Raw genomic sequence first — 15,132 nt, 5'->3', positions numbered from 1 at the left:
CCTCACAGAGTCAGAACATGTGATGGCTGAAAGCCACCGTTGTCACCGCAACCCACCACACTTTGGTCAAAATCGATCACCGCGCCTGTCATCATTCCCGACTCGCCGGAAAGCAGAAACGCTACGGCCCGTGCGACCTCGGCTGGCTTCAGCAGACGGCCAAAAGGTTGCGCCTGCTCAGCTCTGGCCAGCCAGTTTTCTTCAGCATTGTGATAGTGCCGCTGGATCTCGTGCTCATGGGGCGTGTCCATCCAGCCAATGTTAAGACCGTTCACCCTGATACGATTACGCATGGCGCTGAAAGCCACGTTTTTGGTGAGCGTGACAAGGGCACCTTTCGATGCGGCGTATGCGCTAAGGAAGCTCTGACCGCCATGAGAGGTCATTGTAATGATGTTGACAATGCTGCCTTCGACGCCTCTGGCAATCATCAGCCTGATCGCCGCCTGCATCAGAAAGAAAGGGGCGCGAATGTTGACCGCCATAATGGCGTCAAACAGTTCCGGGGTGGTGTCGAGGATGGTGCCGCGGTCGGACATTCCTGCGCAGTTCACCAGTCCATGCAGGGTGCCAAACGCCGATTCTGCTGCCGCCACTACTTTGTTACAGGCTTCTGGCGAGCTGATATCCGCCTCAACAAATATCACCTCACACCCGGGGTGGCTGAGAGTTGCTGCCTGTTCGCGTCCGGCTTTCGCGTTACGTCCGCAAATTACGATGCCCCGTGCTCCTCGCTCTGACAGCAGACGGGCAACGGCGGCGCCCAGTCCCTGGGTTCCGCCGGTAACGACAAACACTTTATTATTGAAACTACTGCTTTCACTCAGGTCCATTTGTTGTCCTTTTATATTGAGGTGACGTAGGGTTGTCCGCTTGCTTACCCTGACCTTAGCAATTACATTCGGTTAACAATACGCCTACATAACCTCAAAAAGACCTCAACTTATGGCTAGGTCATTCTCTATCAAACAAATCGCGGCCCAGTCCGGCGTCAGTAAAGCCACTGTTGACAGAGCGCTGCATCAGCGCGGCAGCGTGAGCCCGCGTACGGCGCGACGCATTGACCAGGCAATCCGGGATCTGGAATTACAACAACGCGCCAGCCTTGCCAGCGGACGCACGTTGCCCATTGACCTGATAATGCACACGCCGGAACGCTTCAGTTCGCTGACGGTGGCGGCGCTCCTACGTCAGATTAAAAGCTTTGCACCTTTCCGGCTGACGCTGCGCTGCCACATCTTTGAAGAGGTCACGCCAGAGGAGTTACAACGCGAGTTGCGTCGCTGCGGTAATGACAGCTATGGCGTATTGCTCAAAGCCAGCGATCATCCGCTGCTTGAGAAAACTATCGCAGAACTGGCGGAGCTTAATGTTCCGGTTGTCACACTGGTTACAGACCTGCCGCACAGCAGGCGTATCAGCTATGTGGGAATGGATAATGTCGGTGCGGGGCGAACGGCAGCATGGCTCCTTTCCCGATGGCTTTCGAGAGCGACGCAAACGGTCGCGATAGTAATCAGCAGTACGGATTTTCGTGGAGAAGAACAGCGCAAGGCAGGCTTCATACAGGCGCTAAATCAGCGGGCGCCGTATCTGAAAACCATAACTGTCAGTGAAGGATATGGTATCGATTCACTGACTTTTACGCAGATGTGCAAGGCGCTGGAACACGACTCTTCTATCCAGTCTGTTTACAGCGTGGGCGGGGGAAACAGCGCGATTCTGCGGGCTTTTACAGCAATGCATCGGGATATAGAAGCGTTTGTTGGCCATGACCTGGATGAAGAGAACCGTGCTCTGCTGGCTGCTGAAAAAATGGATGCGGTGATTGATCATGACCTGAATGAAGACGCGAGGTCAGCATTTAGCGCGATTCTGCGTTTTCATGGTTTTTTGCCGGAAACAGAGGATGAAGCGGCGTTATCCCGCGTGATTGTTGTGACCCCTTACAACATCTGACTTATATCTCCAGCAAGGTCTACCGGGCGCTGAGAGGTATACGAGTTAAAAATTAATTTACTGATGCGCTGGATTATTGATTCCCTTCCCTAAACATCAGCGTAGCCAGGGATGAATAACGTCTGCTTTTGGCACAAAGCGGACAGACGCGCAGGCTAATGTTCGCTATGAGCTAAAAGCGGACATCAGGGCTATGGGGACTGCCTTACTGTATTTGCTTATTCGCGCTTTGGCCTTCACCTGACACGTCATCGCAGTAACCAGGGTCGACTTTTCTTTTCACGTGGTTTAGGTTAGTGGATTGCCGGCCAATCATGCTCCTTGCTTACTATGTACACCCAAATGGGCAATAGCCGATTGCAGGTGTTCCAGAAATGCCTTCACTTTGACCTGTAAGTATTTACTGCCGGAATACAACGCGTATAGCACCAGATCTTCTGGTTCGCGGTTACAGTTAATTTTAACAAGGGAGCCGTTGTTCAATTCTGATTCACAGGCATGAAGAGGCAAAATGGCGAAACCAAGTCCTTTAAGTGCAGCGGACTTGGCCATCTGTCCACTGTTCACTTTGTAGCTGGACTGCACCTGGACGGTTTGGTTTTGTTTAAACCTCCACGGCATTCCCTGGAGTACAGACATGCTGGTAATGCAGGGTGTTTTGGTTAATTCATCAACCGATTGTGGTGGTGGGTGACGTTCCAGAAGTGCTGGTGCGGCTACCACACAGCTCGGCCAGCGGAGAATTTCTCTGGCGACCCAGCAAGAATCCTTCAGTGGTCCACGTCCAAAGCGTAATACCAGGTCGAATCCATCGAGTAGCCCTTCTGTTGGGTTCAACTGTGTGTCACAACTTAACTGCATTTGTGGATGCCGAATGCAGAAGTCAGCAAGAATGTCTGCCATGAATGGAAGGTCTGGAGTAATAATCTTCAGATGGCCTGATAATGAATCACCAAACAGTGAGACTTTTTCCAGGGCATGATCCAAAGCGTGCGTGAGCGGCGTAATGGATTGATACAACAGCTTACCGGCTGCAGTTGGAATTATCTTACGCGTTGTACGCTCCATAAGCCGCACATGAAGTTGTTGCTCAAGTAAAGCGACATGCCGACTGACATTAGAGGGTGGCAACTGAAGCTGCTCTGCCGCGAGCTTAAAGCTCAACTTTTCATAAACAGCCTGGAAGCAGATTAACCACTGCATTTCTAATTTTTCAATCATTAATCATCCCAAAAAATGAAATTAACAAACCTATAATTCCATATTTATCACTAATCAGACGGTCATTACAATTTCCATTAAGTTTCGTTACAGGAAGGAAATGATGACCAGACCTAAAACAATTGCCATTGTGGGTGCCGGGGTTGCTGGATTGGCACTGGCAATACTCGCAACCAGGGAGGGCTATCAAGTCAGCCTGTTTGAGCGTGGCAGCAACGTGTTTTCTATGGGAGCGGGTGTGACGTTATGGCCCAATGCCATGTTCGTCATGCAGAAGATGGGGCTGGACAAAAGGTCATGCAAGTGGGTGGTACACCATGCATGATGCGCCAGTTTAATCAGCATGGTTTCCTTCAGACCGAGTTCAATATTTTAACAGTAAATTCACTTTGCGGTTTTCCCAGTGTGACAGTTTTACGGCGTGAGCTGATGAGTTTACTGGCCGGTGCGTTAGAGAAACTGGGTAGGGAGATCTCGTTCAATTGTGAAATCACTGCAACGGACGTGAAGAAGTTGAGCCAGGAGTTTGATCTGGTAGTCGGGGCTGACGGGCGTATGAATTCAATTGTCCGCCAGGCATTATATATGGAGAAGGTCACTCCTCGTTATCATGGTTTTGTGAACGTAATAGGTGTGGGGAGACAACGAAAGGGCATCTTGAATAACGCTATTGATGACTTTCGCGGCCAGGGTGAGCGTTTTGGAATCGTCCCATTGAATAATGGGTGGTGCTATTGGGCAGGAGCGTGGAACATTTCTGCTGACAATGAACATCCCAGGGTGCATTGGTGCAATGAGTTGCAACGGCGTTTTCGGGACTGGCCTGATCCTGTGCAGAATGTGCTGCTGTCATGTGACAGTGCATCAGTGAATGGCATTTTTGTTCATGACATTGATCCTCTTCCCTTTTGGCATCAAGACAATGTCTTGATGATCGGAGATGCGGCTCACGCTTCCTTGCCGACATCTGGACAAGGAGCATGCCAGGCGCTGGAAGATGCATGGCACCTTACTCGCTTACTGAAGGAGAACGACAATCTGGAGATTGCTCTACAAGAATTTTACCAACAGAGACATATCAAGACCTCAGCAGCACAGATGGTTGGAAGACAATTCGCTAAGAAAGTTTTTTCTGAACGAGCTGAGCCACTGCTGCCTGCATCCAATATTTCCGCAGCAGAACTCAGCCGGTTTTGGATGCAAGGTTTAACGTAATTAGCCTTTGAAACCAAATCATATTAATTCGGTATGCCTGTATGTCAGACGAATACCAACCGATGCGATGTTCTTTGATAAGCACTGCCCTGTTTAACGGTAATGATGCAGTGCGGATCTGGCAATGCCTGCTTCTGGCACGAAGCAGACTGCGTAAAGGTTGATGTCCGCTTTGAGCGAGGAGCGGACGTTTTCTTGTTGTCGGGAAGAGTGGAAGTGCGAGATTTGGCGGAGCTATTCAGATAGCGCAGCCTTGTTTGGCCATCTACCCCACATCAAATTAATGGCCCGATTTTGTCGTTTATTGGCCCTTAAGCCTCTGAATTCTCCATCAGCTAAACACTATAATTTTCACATTCACTGCAGCCCTGCTCTGAGATTACGCTCATCACCGGGGGTTGTTTTCCTGAAGTAGTACGAATATTTAGGGTCTTAGCATGAAACTGACGCTGATACGCAATGCCACACTGCTGCTTGAGTTAGCTGGCCAGAGAATTCTTATCGATCCACTGCTGGCTGAAAAGGGGGCTTACCCGGGCTTTGAGGGTACGTTAAACTCTCATTTACGTAACCCGCTTGTTAACCTGCCGGTTGACGCGGCCACACTGATTGATGCCGACGCCGTTATCGTTACGCATACTCACCCGGATCACTGGGATGAAGCTGCGGTAAACCTTATTCCTAAAGATAAGCTTATTTTTGTGCAAAATGAGCAGGATGCTGAACTGATACGCTCTTCTGGATTCAACAATGTCCAGGTGCTGGACGATGAAACGCAGTTCAGGGGAATAACACTTCACAAAACTGGCGGACAGCATGGTAGCGATGAAGCCTATGCTGTGCCGGAGCTTGCAGCCATCCTTGGAGAAGTATGTGGTGTCGTGTTTTCTTATCCCGGTGAAAAGACCATTTACCTTGCCGGTGACACATTATGGAATGAGCATGTCACAGGCGCGCTTAAGCAATATGCACCGGATGTGGTTATCCTGAACGCAGGCTTTGCTCAGGTTCCACCTTTTGGAGGAATTATTATGGGCAAAGAAGATATAGGCCGCACACACAATATGGTGCCTCAGGCGAAAATAGTGAGCGTCCACCTGGAAGCTGTTAACCACTGTGTTCTGTCACGAGATGAGCTGCGTACATATATTGCTGCAAATCAGCTTGAACAGTATGCACTTGTGCCTGAAGACGGTGAATCCTACACGTTCTGATTGTCAGGCCGGGCTGGTACCCACCTCGTCAGCCTGGCAATACCTGTTTAAGGAGAATGCATGCCTGCGCCAGCCGTTGTGGTCATCGCCACAAAGGGATTCAGCCCGTTTCATCTCTCGGTGCCCTGTATCATTTTTGGCAAAATCCTTCAGGACAAACACCTTTTTGATTTAACCATCTGTGCCGAGAAAACGGGGGTGGTCGATTCCGATTCGGGTTTTAGTCTGAACATCAACGACGGCCTGGAAACTGTGGAACATGCGGATATTGTCGTGGTGCCATTCTGGGAGCACACAGACGTAAAACCGGGCAAAGGGCTGCTTGGCTCGCTGCAAAAAGCAGCAGAGCGGGGTGCTGAGATTGTCGGTTTGTGTCTGGGAACGTATGTACTGGCATGGACAGGCCTGCTGGACGGGCGTCGCGCAGCCACACACTGGGAAAATGAAAAGGATTTTAAAACCCGGTTTCCGAATGTCTGCCTTGATACCAACGCTTTATATGTACAGGATGGCCAGTTCATAACGTCTGCTGGTACGGCAGCAGGTATAGACTGTTGCCTTCATATCGTGCGCAAACACTACGGAAGCTGCTATTGCTAACCGCGTGGCAAGGCGAATGGTCATGCCACCTCACCGTGAAGGCGGTCAGGCACAATTCATCGAACGTCCGGTTCAGCAGTCAACTCAGGACAGTCGTATTAATATGCTGATGGACTATCTTCGCAGAAACCTCAGCGGGCGGCATGACCTGGATGCCCTGGCCCGTTTCGTGAGCATGAGCCGGCGAACACTGACCCGTCAGTTTATGAAGGCTACCGGCATGTCGCTGGGCGACTGGCTGACGGCTGAAAGACTACAACGCAGCCAGGAAATGCTGGAAACCACCACCTACTCCATTGAAAAAGTAGCGGAAGAAAGCGGTTTCTATTCCGTCACAAATTTCAGGCAGAGCTTTAAAAGCCGGTTCGGTGTCAGCCCGTTGGAATGGCGGAAAACTTTTAGTGGCTCGCCCGAGCAGTTCTGATATGCCCTTTCATGGTTATCACTTTTAGACTGTCCGTTATTGGCACAAAGCGGACGGAGTTCGATGAAAATCCGCTAAGAGCGAGAAGCGGAAGCCAAATTGCTTTCCTTTGCGGGTCAGGGGTGCCAACAAAGCTTGACAATATTCAGGAAACATATTTGTTGAATCCGGTAAATCTCAGTGCTAAAACAAAAGAGCAATTTTTTTGGATTCGTTGTGTTTCCTATTCCTCATACCCAACCCATAAGAGAAAGTCAGAAAATGATTAAGTCAGTTCATCCAGCGACAACCGTTACCACCACCGGAACTTTCGGCGGCGTGGGCGTATCTGTGACTGGCTCCTGACAAAACAGACTCTGACTCCCCGCCAAACCGGACGGGGAAGAAAATTTCTCCGTTCATGACTTACTGAATGGAGATACATCATGATTTCATCTGAAAATGCGCTTTTAGTTATCGATATGCAGCAGGGACTTTTCCGTGGCCCCGCCTCACCGTATTTTGCCGACTCGGTTCTGTCTAACATCTGCTTGCTGATTGAAAAAGCGAGGCAGGCTAAGGTGCCCGTATTTTTTGCCCGCCACACCGGACCTGATGATTCTCACTTCTCTGAGCAAAGTCCGTTGACACAACTGATACCCGAAATGAATGTGAACGCTGAGCACGATGTCGTGTTTATCAAAAAGTACCCCAACTGTTTCCGGGATACGAACCTGCAGCATCAGCTCAGCCAGCGAGGTGTTAAGGAACTGGTTATCGCCGGGATGAAAACAGAATTCTGTGTGGACACTACCTGCCGCGCAGCACCGGAACTGGGATTCAGGACCGTGCTGATTTCAGATGCGCACACGACAATGGATAACAATTGCCTTTCCGCAAATGAAATCATCAGCCACCACAACGTCACACTAGCTGGCCCGTTTGTGTCGCTCGCGACAGCAGCTGACTGGGCCTTTCACTCTGAGAAATGAGTTGAGACTGAGAGCCGCCCTCAGGGCGGCTAAGGTGCTTAAAGTCCGCTTCTGGTACATAGCGGACATTAGTATCAGTATCCTGATGGCCCCTCCGGCTCTCTGCCGTTGCCGGATCGTTGAGCCTCACTCCGCTAACCTGCAAAGTCGGTATCAACGTTGGATATTCCCTGACGTGGAGCCACCCGGCTGGAAAGGAACAATTGTGATTTCCCATCCTTTCCTGCTCAAGGAATAACCGCCCTCGCTTTCAGCGAAATATCAGTGACTGATGAGCGGCGGCGCCTGTGCGCGCGCCGTCGCCGACGGCAATGGCTACGTTGCCTGCGGCAACCGCCGCATCCCCGCAGGCGAATACGCCGGGGACGTTCGTTTCGCGCATCGCATCCACCGTAATAAATTCACCGGTCGGACCGGCCTCCAGTGCGCATCCGAGCTGCGCGGCCAGCGGGGGAGCACAGGCGTGTCCGGGGCTGAATAAACAGCCCGGCAAGCCTGATGATACGCCCGCTGGCGAGGGTGATATCGGCCTGATCTTCCCCGATGGACAAAACCGGCTCGGCTTCTACCGTTACGCCACGCCGGGCCAGCTGGGCGAGCTGCGCGGCATCCGGTGTGAATGCCCCATTGAGGAACAGCGTTGTTGGCCCCCAGTCCGGCAGCATTAACGTCTGATGGATAGCCAGCGGCGATGACGCCAGCACGCCGATCATTCCGCCGTTCAGTTCATACCCGTGGCAATAGGGACAGTGAAAAACTTTCTTTCCCCACAGCGTGGCCAGTCCAGGGAGGGCTGGCAGCTCATCCTTCACACCCGTCGCCAGAATCAGGCGGCGCGCCGTGAACGACTGCCCGGATCCGACAGCAATGGCATAGCCCTCTGGCTCCGCTTTTGCATAGAGGGCGGTGTCCGCCACCCACTCGACCGTGGGATAGGCCATCAATTGCTCGCGCGCCTTGCTGGCTATCGTGCCGGGATGCTCTCCGTCCTGCCCCAGAAAGCCGTGTGAGCTGTCAGCAAAGCGATTGCGGCGTTGCCCAGCATCGATGATCAAAATCTGCCGGCATGCCCGGGCGAGCTGCAGGCCTGCGGAAATACCGGCGTAGCTTCCGCCGACGATAATCGTGTCATAAACCATCTTGCTCTCCTGAAAGCTGCAACGGCTGGGTGAGTTTCGATACAACATAAGTTACTTGATAATGGGGTGTCAATAATCTCGTAACTTATGCTGTTTCGAGTTATGCTCATCGCCAGTTCTTCAGGAAGCGATCGACATGAGAAATGACACCCGTCTCTCCCGCATGCTGCACGTATTGATCCACATGTCCCGGCATGACCGGCCCGCCACGTCGGATACCATCGCGGAGATGCTTAATACCAACCCAGTTGTGGTGCGGCGCACCATGGCGCTGCTGAAAGAAAAGGGCTATGTGCGTTCGGAAAAAGGCCATCGGGGTGGCTGGACGCTAGCGAAGCCGCTGTCGGATATCACCTTGTTGGACATTCATAAGGCGCTGGGCTCGTCTTCACTGTTTGCGATCGGCTTGTCGACCGATCATCCGGAGTGCCTGGTCGAGCAGGCGGTGAACGCCGCGTTAACCGAAGCGTTCGACGCGGCGCAGGCGATGCTGTTGAAACGACTCGAAAGCGTCACCCTGGCAGAGTTAGCCAGCGATTTTGAACGCCGCTATCTGACGCGTTGAGTGTGTCTGTGGGAGCGGGCTGAGGGCCTGTCGATGTCTGCTCCTGACCTGAACCGGTCAGAACCCCTGTTTCTCCGTGCGCCTGCCGTTTTAACTGAACGCCGTGAATCAGGAACGATGGCCTTGGACAGCATCTGGCTGTACGGACAGGCCAGATCGCCAATCCAGCGAAAAAACCGCCCGCCGAGCAGGGCGGCATGGCTGCCAGCGGCTGAAAATAACGGACTGAAACGCCGCCATCCAGGCTGCGGCTATCTGGCCTGGGGACTTTTATCCACCAGCGTATCCGGCAGCGTGCTGCGCTGCCGGAACCACGCCGCGAAAAAGCCGATAATAATGCAGAATTCGGCGATATCGCCGCCGTAATACATCCACTGCGCGGCCGCCTGTATCTCCGCAAGGCTGGCTGCGGTGCCGTGCGGGTAGCCGTAGCCGTACATCAGTTTACCGAGAATGGCATGAGCGGCCGTGGCCAGGAAGATGACCAAAAGCCGTACCGATCTCGGCGGGCGATGGGGCGCAGGATCAGGCCCGGCGACCGACCAGGTAAACAGGTAGCCGGAGAGGACAAAATGCAGATGAAGAAAAACAAACAGGAGGGGACTGGCCATACTCAGCGCGTAAAAGGGAGTGAGATAAAGCAGATACATCCCGCCAATATCTAAAAAGGCAGCGGTAACCGGATGGATTAACAATCGCACCGGCCGGGTACGCAGAATAGCCATGATGCCGCGCGCCCGCTGCGCGCAGACGCTGCGCAGCAAAAGCGAGCCAGGCGCGCCAAATACCAGTCCAAGCGGCCCAAACATCCCCAGACAGAGATGCTGCAGCATGTGACCCCGTAAATCGTGATGCGCCCAGTCAGCCAGAGGCGGCAACACAGCAGCCACGATCACAAGGGTGCCGGCCGTAAAGCTGGCCATGCGCCAGAGGCTCCATCGGGCGGTGGGGCGCAGCCGCACCGCGGCCAGCAGATAAAAGCAGAGCAGGATGAGAGGCAGGATGCCCAGCAGCAGCCACAGCGTGGCTGAAGGGTGTCCTCCAGAATGATGCATCATCGTATCCACTGGCTACCTTCCCGTCTCAAGACGCGCTGCCGCCCGCGCGCGGCGATAGAGGAGAATGCCCGCCGCGATGAACAGCAGACCAAACGCGTTCCAGACAAGGTCGTAGAGCCACAGGTTATCGACATAGCGGATCTGATGCAGCCTGAGCAGCTTATGGTCAACAATGCCGTCAAACAGCTGAAAAACGCCCAGGCCCAAAATGAAGCCCGCCCATGCCGCGGTGAGATCAAGTCGTTTGCGGCTGCGTAGATCGGCAAACATAAAAAAGCCGAGTACAAAAAAGATCAGCTCACCTGAATGCAGCAGACCGTCCGAAAGCAGGCTGAACGCTGGCGTGCCCCAGTCAAAAAAGTGATGCCAGGCAAGGATCTGATGAAAAATGATTTCATCAATCGCCGCCATCATGCCGATGCCAAGCGGAAGGGTGGCGATGAATGAACGTTTCAGGTCGGACTGCGAAACGGGAATCGAAGGCGGCACGGTGCTCTCCTGAGAAAATCAAAACGCCGGAACAGGAAGCGTAGCTGAAATTCACCGGTACCCGATCGGTTGCCCTGAGCCGCCACGCGGTTGCCGCTGGCGCAGGCTACGGCCAGGCAACTAATCTGGCCGACGATTAACTGACTGAATTGCAAAAGACGTGGCTGAATAAGACATCATTCCTCCGCAGTAGGTATAGTAATTTAATTTTAAACTCAATACAGTCTGGTTAATTAAGCTACTCTCATTTGACTAATACAAAGAGATCAGTGACATGTCCGCTTCTGGCACAAAGCGGACGTTAGTGTCAAAACCCTGATGGCCACCTCCGGCTCCCCGGCGTAGCCGGGTCGTCGAGCCCCACTGTGCTAACCGGCTGTGCCGGTAAGCTCCGCCGAATCCCTCCGGGGTTCGGGCCTGACGGCCAGGGTCTGATGGCGAACGGCAAGGTCAACCCCTGCAGCCGGCTGGCGCCAGCGCGTTCACTGGCCACAAAAAGCCGTGGCCGTTGCGGACCGGCCCGGCACCGTGGTGTGCCGTTCCGGGGCCGTGCCCTGTTCATCCTTCCGCGTTGTGTTTTGTTCCCCTGAGCCCCTTCGCCGTGCAGAAACCTGGCACCCGGGCGTCTTCACGCAAGGGTCGCATGCTAAACGGCTGCACCCGGTCCCTGCGGGCTGCGGCTTTGCCGTTTCCCCCTGCGTTCAGCCTGTTGCCCGGTCGCCCGTTCTGCCCTCACGGCGAGGAACTCAGAGAAACATCACTTAAACCACACGGGAGACACAACATGTCACAGCAGAACGTCAACACCACGGCTTCAGAATCTAAAGAATCATCTTTTTTTAACGGCCAGGGCGATCATGGCGGAGCGGGGGAACTGCTGGGCGATAACTTTTATGCGCCGGTAGAGGCGGATCTGATTGATTCTCTGCTGGGACGCTATCAGCACACCCGGGCGAAAATTGAAGCCATCGCCAGCATGGTGACCAGCGGTGAAAACGCGCCTGCGGTGGCGCACTTTATCAGCGGCAATCTGAGCAGCCGCCGGGGCTATCACGGGCGTTCCGTGGGCGAGATGTTCAGCGTGCCGGGCGCGGTCGCGTCCCTGAATGCGGCATTCTGGCAGGAAGCATTAGACCTGACGGACGTTTACCATTACATGCCCAACGATCGGCGCAACGAGTGGAACGAGCAGATCCGCGAGATGAACGCGCCGGACTTTGAGGAGAAAACCGTACGCGCCACGCTGTCTGAGCTGCTGTTCTCACGCGAGAAGTTTTTTGCCGAGCGCATAGATGGCATTTTCCGCAACCTGTCCGGGGAACACGTCACCAACCGCCCGGAGGGTTTTGGCAAGCGCATGATCATGGCGCGCGTGTACGACGAGTGGGGCGGCAATAATTACGACCGCACCGGCTACATTGATGACCTGCGCCAGGTGATCGCGAAATTCATGGGCCGGGATGCCACCAGCTACCGCACCACAGACAAAATTTTGCAGATTGCCCGCAAGCGTGCCGGGGAATGGCTGATCCTCGACGGCGGCGCGCTGCGCGTGAAAGCCTTCCTGAAAGGCACGGCCCACCTTGAAATTCATCCCGATATGGCCTGGCGGCTCAATGACATTCTGGCGTTTCTGCATCCGGCAGAGATTCCGGCGGAGCACCGGCAGAAGCCGCGCACAAAGTCGAAGACCTTTAACCTGGCGTCGAACCTGCTGCCGTTCAGCGTGCTGAGCGAACTCAGCGAGCTGGAGATCGAGCGCACAGAGCCGCAGCAGCGTAACCGCTGGGAAGAGCCACGCCAGCCGGTTACCACGAACCCGAATAATCGCCGCTTTAAAAACCTGATGGACTTCGATAAGGGCGTGCGCGTGGAGGCTGAAAAAGTGCTGATAAGTATTGGCGGCGTGAAGATGGCCAGAAACGCGTTTACCTGGTTTGAATTCGACTACGACCCGACCACGGCAATTCAGGATATTCAACTGAGCGGCGCGCTGCCGGATCAGAAAACGCACCAGTTTTACCCGACAACCGAGGCGCTTGCCACGCAGCTGCTTGACGAAGTGAACATTCAGGAGGGCGAGAGCTGCCTGGAGCCAAGCGCGGGTATGGGCGGATTAGCTGATCTGATGCCGCAGACTCAAACCACCTGCGTTGAAGTCTCGCCGTTGCACTGCCGCGTACTTGAGGCCAAAGGGCACACTGTGATTGAAGGCGACTTTCTGCAGTGGGCGCAGGAAACCCGCCAGCGCTTTGACGTCGTGGTGATGAATCCACCCTACAGCGAAGGCGGCGCCGTGGCGCATCTGAATACAGCCGCTGCGCTGGTAAAAGATGGCGGCCGCCTGGGGGCCATACTGCCAGCGGGAATGGACAGAAAAGGCGTGCTGCCGGGCTGGGACTGCAGCTGGTCTGAACCAATGGAGGGCATGTTTGCAGGGACGGGGGTACGCGTGGTGCGACTCATGGCGTACAAACCGGAATAACAGACAGAAAAAAGGCAGGGTGTTAACCCTGCCAGATTCCGCCCCTGGTATCTGCGACGAAGCCGGGGCATCAGAGAAACACTGACCACAGAACAGGAGATCAATGTGTCTACAGCGCAAACCTTAACACTGGATAACCAGACAGTAAACCCGGAATTAACCGGGACGCGCGAGCCGGTGCGAATGGACGTTATCGAAGAGATTGCCGCAACGGCTGCGGGAACTGAGCGACCGGCACTTATCTGGGGCAATACGGACCGGGCAACGGTTGCGGCCGAAGCATTGTGGATATTTGCCCGGCGTACCGGTTTAGACGGAAGAGGGGACGAAGCTTACACGGCTGTGCAGGATCTGATAGCTAACCTGATGCACCTGTGTGAACAGGAGGGCATAACGGACGAAAACGTAACATTTTCGTCGCTGGTCAGTTCTGCGGAAATGCATTATCAGGCCGAGCTGGAGGAATGTTAAAAGCAATAAGCGCGGGGCTGGCTAAGCCCTGCAGCTGCTTCAGCCGCGGCTTTAAAGCGGGCGGCCCTGCGGGCCGGGAAAAACCGGTGCTGACGCACCGTCACTCTCCCTTCGCCTGCGCTTTCTCTCTCCGGGACGCTGTCTCACGGTCTTTTCTCTCTGCTTCCTGCTGCTGTCCGTTCTGTTGCTGTGCTGCAGCTGCTCCTCCGGTTTCCTGTCCATCAAGGTCAACGGCATAAACAGCCTGATGGCCCCCTCCGGCTCCCCGGCGTTGCCGGGTCGTCAGCCTCACTGCGCTAACCGGCTGTGCCGGTAAGCTCCGCCGGACCGCGAAGCGTCCCGGGCCTGCCGGCTAGGGTCTGATGGCGAACGGCCAGGTCAACCCCTGCAGCCGGCTGGCGCCGGCGCGTTCACTGGCCACATAAAGACGTGGCCGCTGAGTACGCCCGCGTTGCGGTCGGGTGTGTGCCTGCTCATCTCCGGCGCGGTGGTCATGTTGCGGTACGTCCCACGCGGCGGGCGAATCCAAGCACCGTCATTCATCAGATACAAAGGTGAAGTGCACGCCTGCGGCGCCCTTGTATCTGCTGCCTGCCGTTACTTCTCAGCCCTTTGCCGCGAGGAACTAACCGAAACATGAATTAACCATCTGAACAGGAGAACCAGCATGCACACACAAAACGTCAACACCGCCGCTTCAGCATCTCCCAAAACATGGGGTAACGGACCGAAAATCTGCGTCAGTGCAAACGATCTGCGCACGCGCTGGCACACCACGGGCGAGGACGGAAAAAACGTCACGCCGTCAGAGGGGAAGCACTACCCGGCACGAAACGGCAGCTATGGTGTGGACGCGCTGCTGCTTGATGAAGCGGATGTGGTGGCACTTCTGGCGGCAGGACATACCTCACTGCCGCGACTGGCGAGTTCGGGCGGGAGCATGACGGCGCTGTACGACCTGGGCGAAAAGGCCGCAGGGCGTTACCTCATTGCCAGCCGTGGTCAGATTTTTTATCGCACGGATTCATGGCAGGAAGTGCGCCGGGAGTATATCCGCCGGGCCGCAGAGGTGCGGAGGGAAGAGGTACAGAAGATTCTCGATAAATTTGACGCGGCGATGGCGGCAGGACTGGACCTCTACAAAGCAAGCGACGTCGCGCGCGGGATCATCACACTGCAAAACGCCCTGAACCCGGCGACTGAAAATCAGGTAACTGCCGGTGCCGCTGATACCACTTTGAACGAGATCCCTTTCTGAAAACGTTGCGCGGCCTGTAAAGGCGGGCCGCTTTTTCGTCTCAACTGATTTAAGGAAAACTGA

At 54.5% G+C, this 15,132-nt stretch carries 14 protein-coding genes and 1 pseudogene; 10 read left to right on the top strand and 5 right to left on the bottom strand.

From position 1 onward, the window contains the following. Window positions 1-2: 2 nt before the first annotated feature. Window positions 3-833 carry an SDR family oxidoreductase gene (locus O3W44_RS20910; protein ID WP_269294674.1) on the bottom strand — a complete coding sequence of 277 codons (831 nt, stop codon included), beginning with the start codon at window positions 831-833 and terminating at the stop codon, window positions 3-5. Window positions 834-945: 112 nt separating this feature from the next. Here O3W44_RS20910 and O3W44_RS20905 point away from each other — a divergent pair, with 112 nt between their 5' ends. Further along, entirely contained in the window at window positions 946-1,959 is a 1,014-nt protein-coding gene (locus O3W44_RS20905) for a LacI family DNA-binding transcriptional regulator (protein WP_269294673.1), read from the top strand. A gap of 312 nt (window positions 1,960-2,271) precedes the next feature. On the opposite strand, the gene O3W44_RS20900 is transcribed toward O3W44_RS20905, so the two are convergent. Next, window positions 2,272-3,180: a LysR family transcriptional regulator gene (locus O3W44_RS20900; protein WP_269294672.1), complete on the bottom strand. Its 909-nt coding sequence runs from the start codon at window positions 3,178-3,180 to the stop codon at window positions 2,272-2,274. 100 nt (window positions 3,181-3,280) lie between these two features. Between O3W44_RS20900 and O3W44_RS20895 the strand changes: the two genes are divergently transcribed. The 5 genes and pseudogenes from O3W44_RS20895 (at window position 3,281) to O3W44_RS20875 (ending at window position 7,604) form a co-directional block, all read left to right on the top strand. Next, window positions 3,281-3,505: an NAD(P)-binding protein gene (locus O3W44_RS20895; RefSeq protein ID WP_269294671.1), complete on the top strand. Its 225-nt coding sequence runs from the start codon at window positions 3,281-3,283 to the stop codon at window positions 3,503-3,505. Continuing rightward, window positions 3,478-4,395: an FAD-dependent monooxygenase gene (locus O3W44_RS20890; RefSeq protein WP_269294670.1), complete on the top strand. Its 918-nt coding sequence runs from the start codon at window positions 3,478-3,480 to the stop codon at window positions 4,393-4,395. The genes O3W44_RS20895 and O3W44_RS20890 overlap by 28 nt, the downstream gene beginning before the upstream one ends. Window positions 4,396-4,832: 437 nt before the next feature. Next, window positions 4,833-5,609, top strand: coding sequence for an MBL fold metallo-hydrolase (locus tag O3W44_RS20885; RefSeq protein WP_269294669.1), 777 nt, complete (start codon window positions 4,833-4,835; stop codon window positions 5,607-5,609). A 60-nt stretch (window positions 5,610-5,669) separates the two neighbouring features. After that, window positions 5,670-6,633 (top strand): annotated as a pseudogene (locus tag O3W44_RS20880) (GlxA family transcriptional regulator). Window positions 6,634-7,058: 425 nt separating this feature from the next. After that, complete coding sequence (locus O3W44_RS20875) at window positions 7,059-7,604, top strand: cysteine hydrolase family protein (protein WP_269294668.1); 546 nt, start codon at window positions 7,059-7,061, stop codon at window positions 7,602-7,604. 401 nt (window positions 7,605-8,005) lie between these two features. Here O3W44_RS20875 and O3W44_RS20870 read toward each other — a convergent pair whose 3' ends face one another. Then, window positions 8,006-8,743 carry an NAD(P)/FAD-dependent oxidoreductase gene (locus O3W44_RS20870; protein WP_269294667.1) on the bottom strand — a complete coding sequence of 246 codons (738 nt, stop codon included), beginning with the start codon at window positions 8,741-8,743 and terminating at the stop codon, window positions 8,006-8,008. 136 nt (window positions 8,744-8,879) lie between these two features. Between O3W44_RS20870 and O3W44_RS20865 the strand changes: the two genes are divergently transcribed. Next, window positions 8,880-9,308 (top strand): Rrf2 family transcriptional regulator, encoded by a 429-nt coding sequence (locus tag O3W44_RS20865; protein ID WP_269294666.1) that lies wholly within the window; start codon window positions 8,880-8,882, stop codon window positions 9,306-9,308. Window positions 9,309-9,559: 251 nt separating this feature from the next. Here O3W44_RS20865 and O3W44_RS20860 read toward each other — a convergent pair whose 3' ends face one another. Continuing rightward, a complete protein-coding gene (locus O3W44_RS20860) occupies window positions 9,560-10,366 on the bottom strand; it encodes a cytochrome c oxidase assembly protein (RefSeq protein WP_269294797.1) in 807 nt (268 codons plus the stop codon). 12 nt (window positions 10,367-10,378) lie between these two features. Then, on the bottom strand, window positions 10,379-10,855 hold the full coding sequence (locus O3W44_RS20855) for a DUF2243 domain-containing protein (protein WP_269294665.1): 477 nt from the start codon (window positions 10,853-10,855) through the stop codon (window positions 10,379-10,381). 784 nt (window positions 10,856-11,639) lie between these two features. Between O3W44_RS20855 and O3W44_RS20850 the strand changes: the two genes are divergently transcribed. The 3 genes from O3W44_RS20850 to O3W44_RS20840 all read left to right on the top strand — a co-directional run bounded on the left by O3W44_RS20850 (window position 11,640) and on the right by O3W44_RS20840 (window position 15,069). After that, the gene (locus O3W44_RS20850; RefSeq protein ID WP_269294664.1) at window positions 11,640-13,340 is read left to right on the top strand and encodes a DUF4942 domain-containing protein; all 1,701 of its coding nucleotides are present in this window, start codon (window positions 11,640-11,642) and stop codon (window positions 13,338-13,340) included. Window positions 13,341-13,445: 105 nt separating this feature from the next. Further along, on the top strand, window positions 13,446-13,811 hold the full coding sequence (locus O3W44_RS20845) for a hypothetical protein (protein ID WP_269294663.1): 366 nt from the start codon (window positions 13,446-13,448) through the stop codon (window positions 13,809-13,811). Window positions 13,812-14,478: 667 nt separating this feature from the next. Continuing rightward, entirely contained in the window at window positions 14,479-15,069 is a 591-nt protein-coding gene (locus O3W44_RS20840) for a hypothetical protein (protein WP_269294662.1), read from the top strand. Window positions 15,070-15,132 lie beyond the last annotated feature (63 nt).

It is taken from the genome of Pantoea sp. LMR881 (assembly GCF_027157825.1).
Taxonomy (GTDB): Bacteria; Pseudomonadota; Gammaproteobacteria; order Enterobacterales; family Enterobacteriaceae; genus Pantoea; species Pantoea haifensis.
Note: the sequence above shows the minus strand (reverse complement) of the source record. Positions and strands in the feature narration are given on the sequence as shown.

Excerpts from the sequence above, each read along its gene's own strand:
- O3W44_RS20870 (WP_269294667.1), bottom strand. The coding sequence starts at position 8,743 with ATGGTTTATGACACGATTATCGTCGGCGGAAGCTACGCCGGTATTTCC.
- O3W44_RS20875 (WP_269294668.1), top strand. The coding sequence starts at position 7,059 with ATGATTTCATCTGAAAATGCGCTTTTAGTTATCGATATGCAGCAGGGA.
- O3W44_RS20865 (WP_269294666.1), top strand. The coding sequence starts at position 8,880 with ATGAGAAATGACACCCGTCTCTCCCGCATGCTGCACGTATTGATCCAC.
- O3W44_RS20890 (WP_269294670.1), top strand. The coding sequence starts at position 3,478 with ATGCAAGTGGGTGGTACACCATGCATGATGCGCCAGTTTAATCAGCAT.
- O3W44_RS20900 (WP_269294672.1), bottom strand. The coding sequence starts at position 3,180 with ATGATTGAAAAATTAGAAATGCAGTGGTTAATCTGCTTCCAGGCTGTT.
- O3W44_RS20895 (WP_269294671.1), top strand. The coding sequence starts at position 3,281 with ATGATGACCAGACCTAAAACAATTGCCATTGTGGGTGCCGGGGTTGCT.
- O3W44_RS20840 (WP_269294662.1), top strand. The coding sequence starts at position 14,479 with ATGCACACACAAAACGTCAACACCGCCGCTTCAGCATCTCCCAAAACA.
- O3W44_RS20905 (WP_269294673.1), top strand. The coding sequence starts at position 946 with ATGGCTAGGTCATTCTCTATCAAACAAATCGCGGCCCAGTCCGGCGTC.
- O3W44_RS20850 (WP_269294664.1), top strand. The coding sequence starts at position 11,640 with ATGTCACAGCAGAACGTCAACACCACGGCTTCAGAATCTAAAGAATCA.
- O3W44_RS20910 (WP_269294674.1), bottom strand. The coding sequence starts at position 833 with ATGGACCTGAGTGAAAGCAGTAGTTTCAATAATAAAGTGTTTGTCGTT.
- O3W44_RS20885 (WP_269294669.1), top strand. The coding sequence starts at position 4,833 with ATGAAACTGACGCTGATACGCAATGCCACACTGCTGCTTGAGTTAGCT.
- O3W44_RS20860 (WP_269294797.1), bottom strand. The coding sequence starts at position 10,366 with ATGATGCATCATTCTGGAGGACACCCTTCAGCCACGCTGTGGCTGCTG.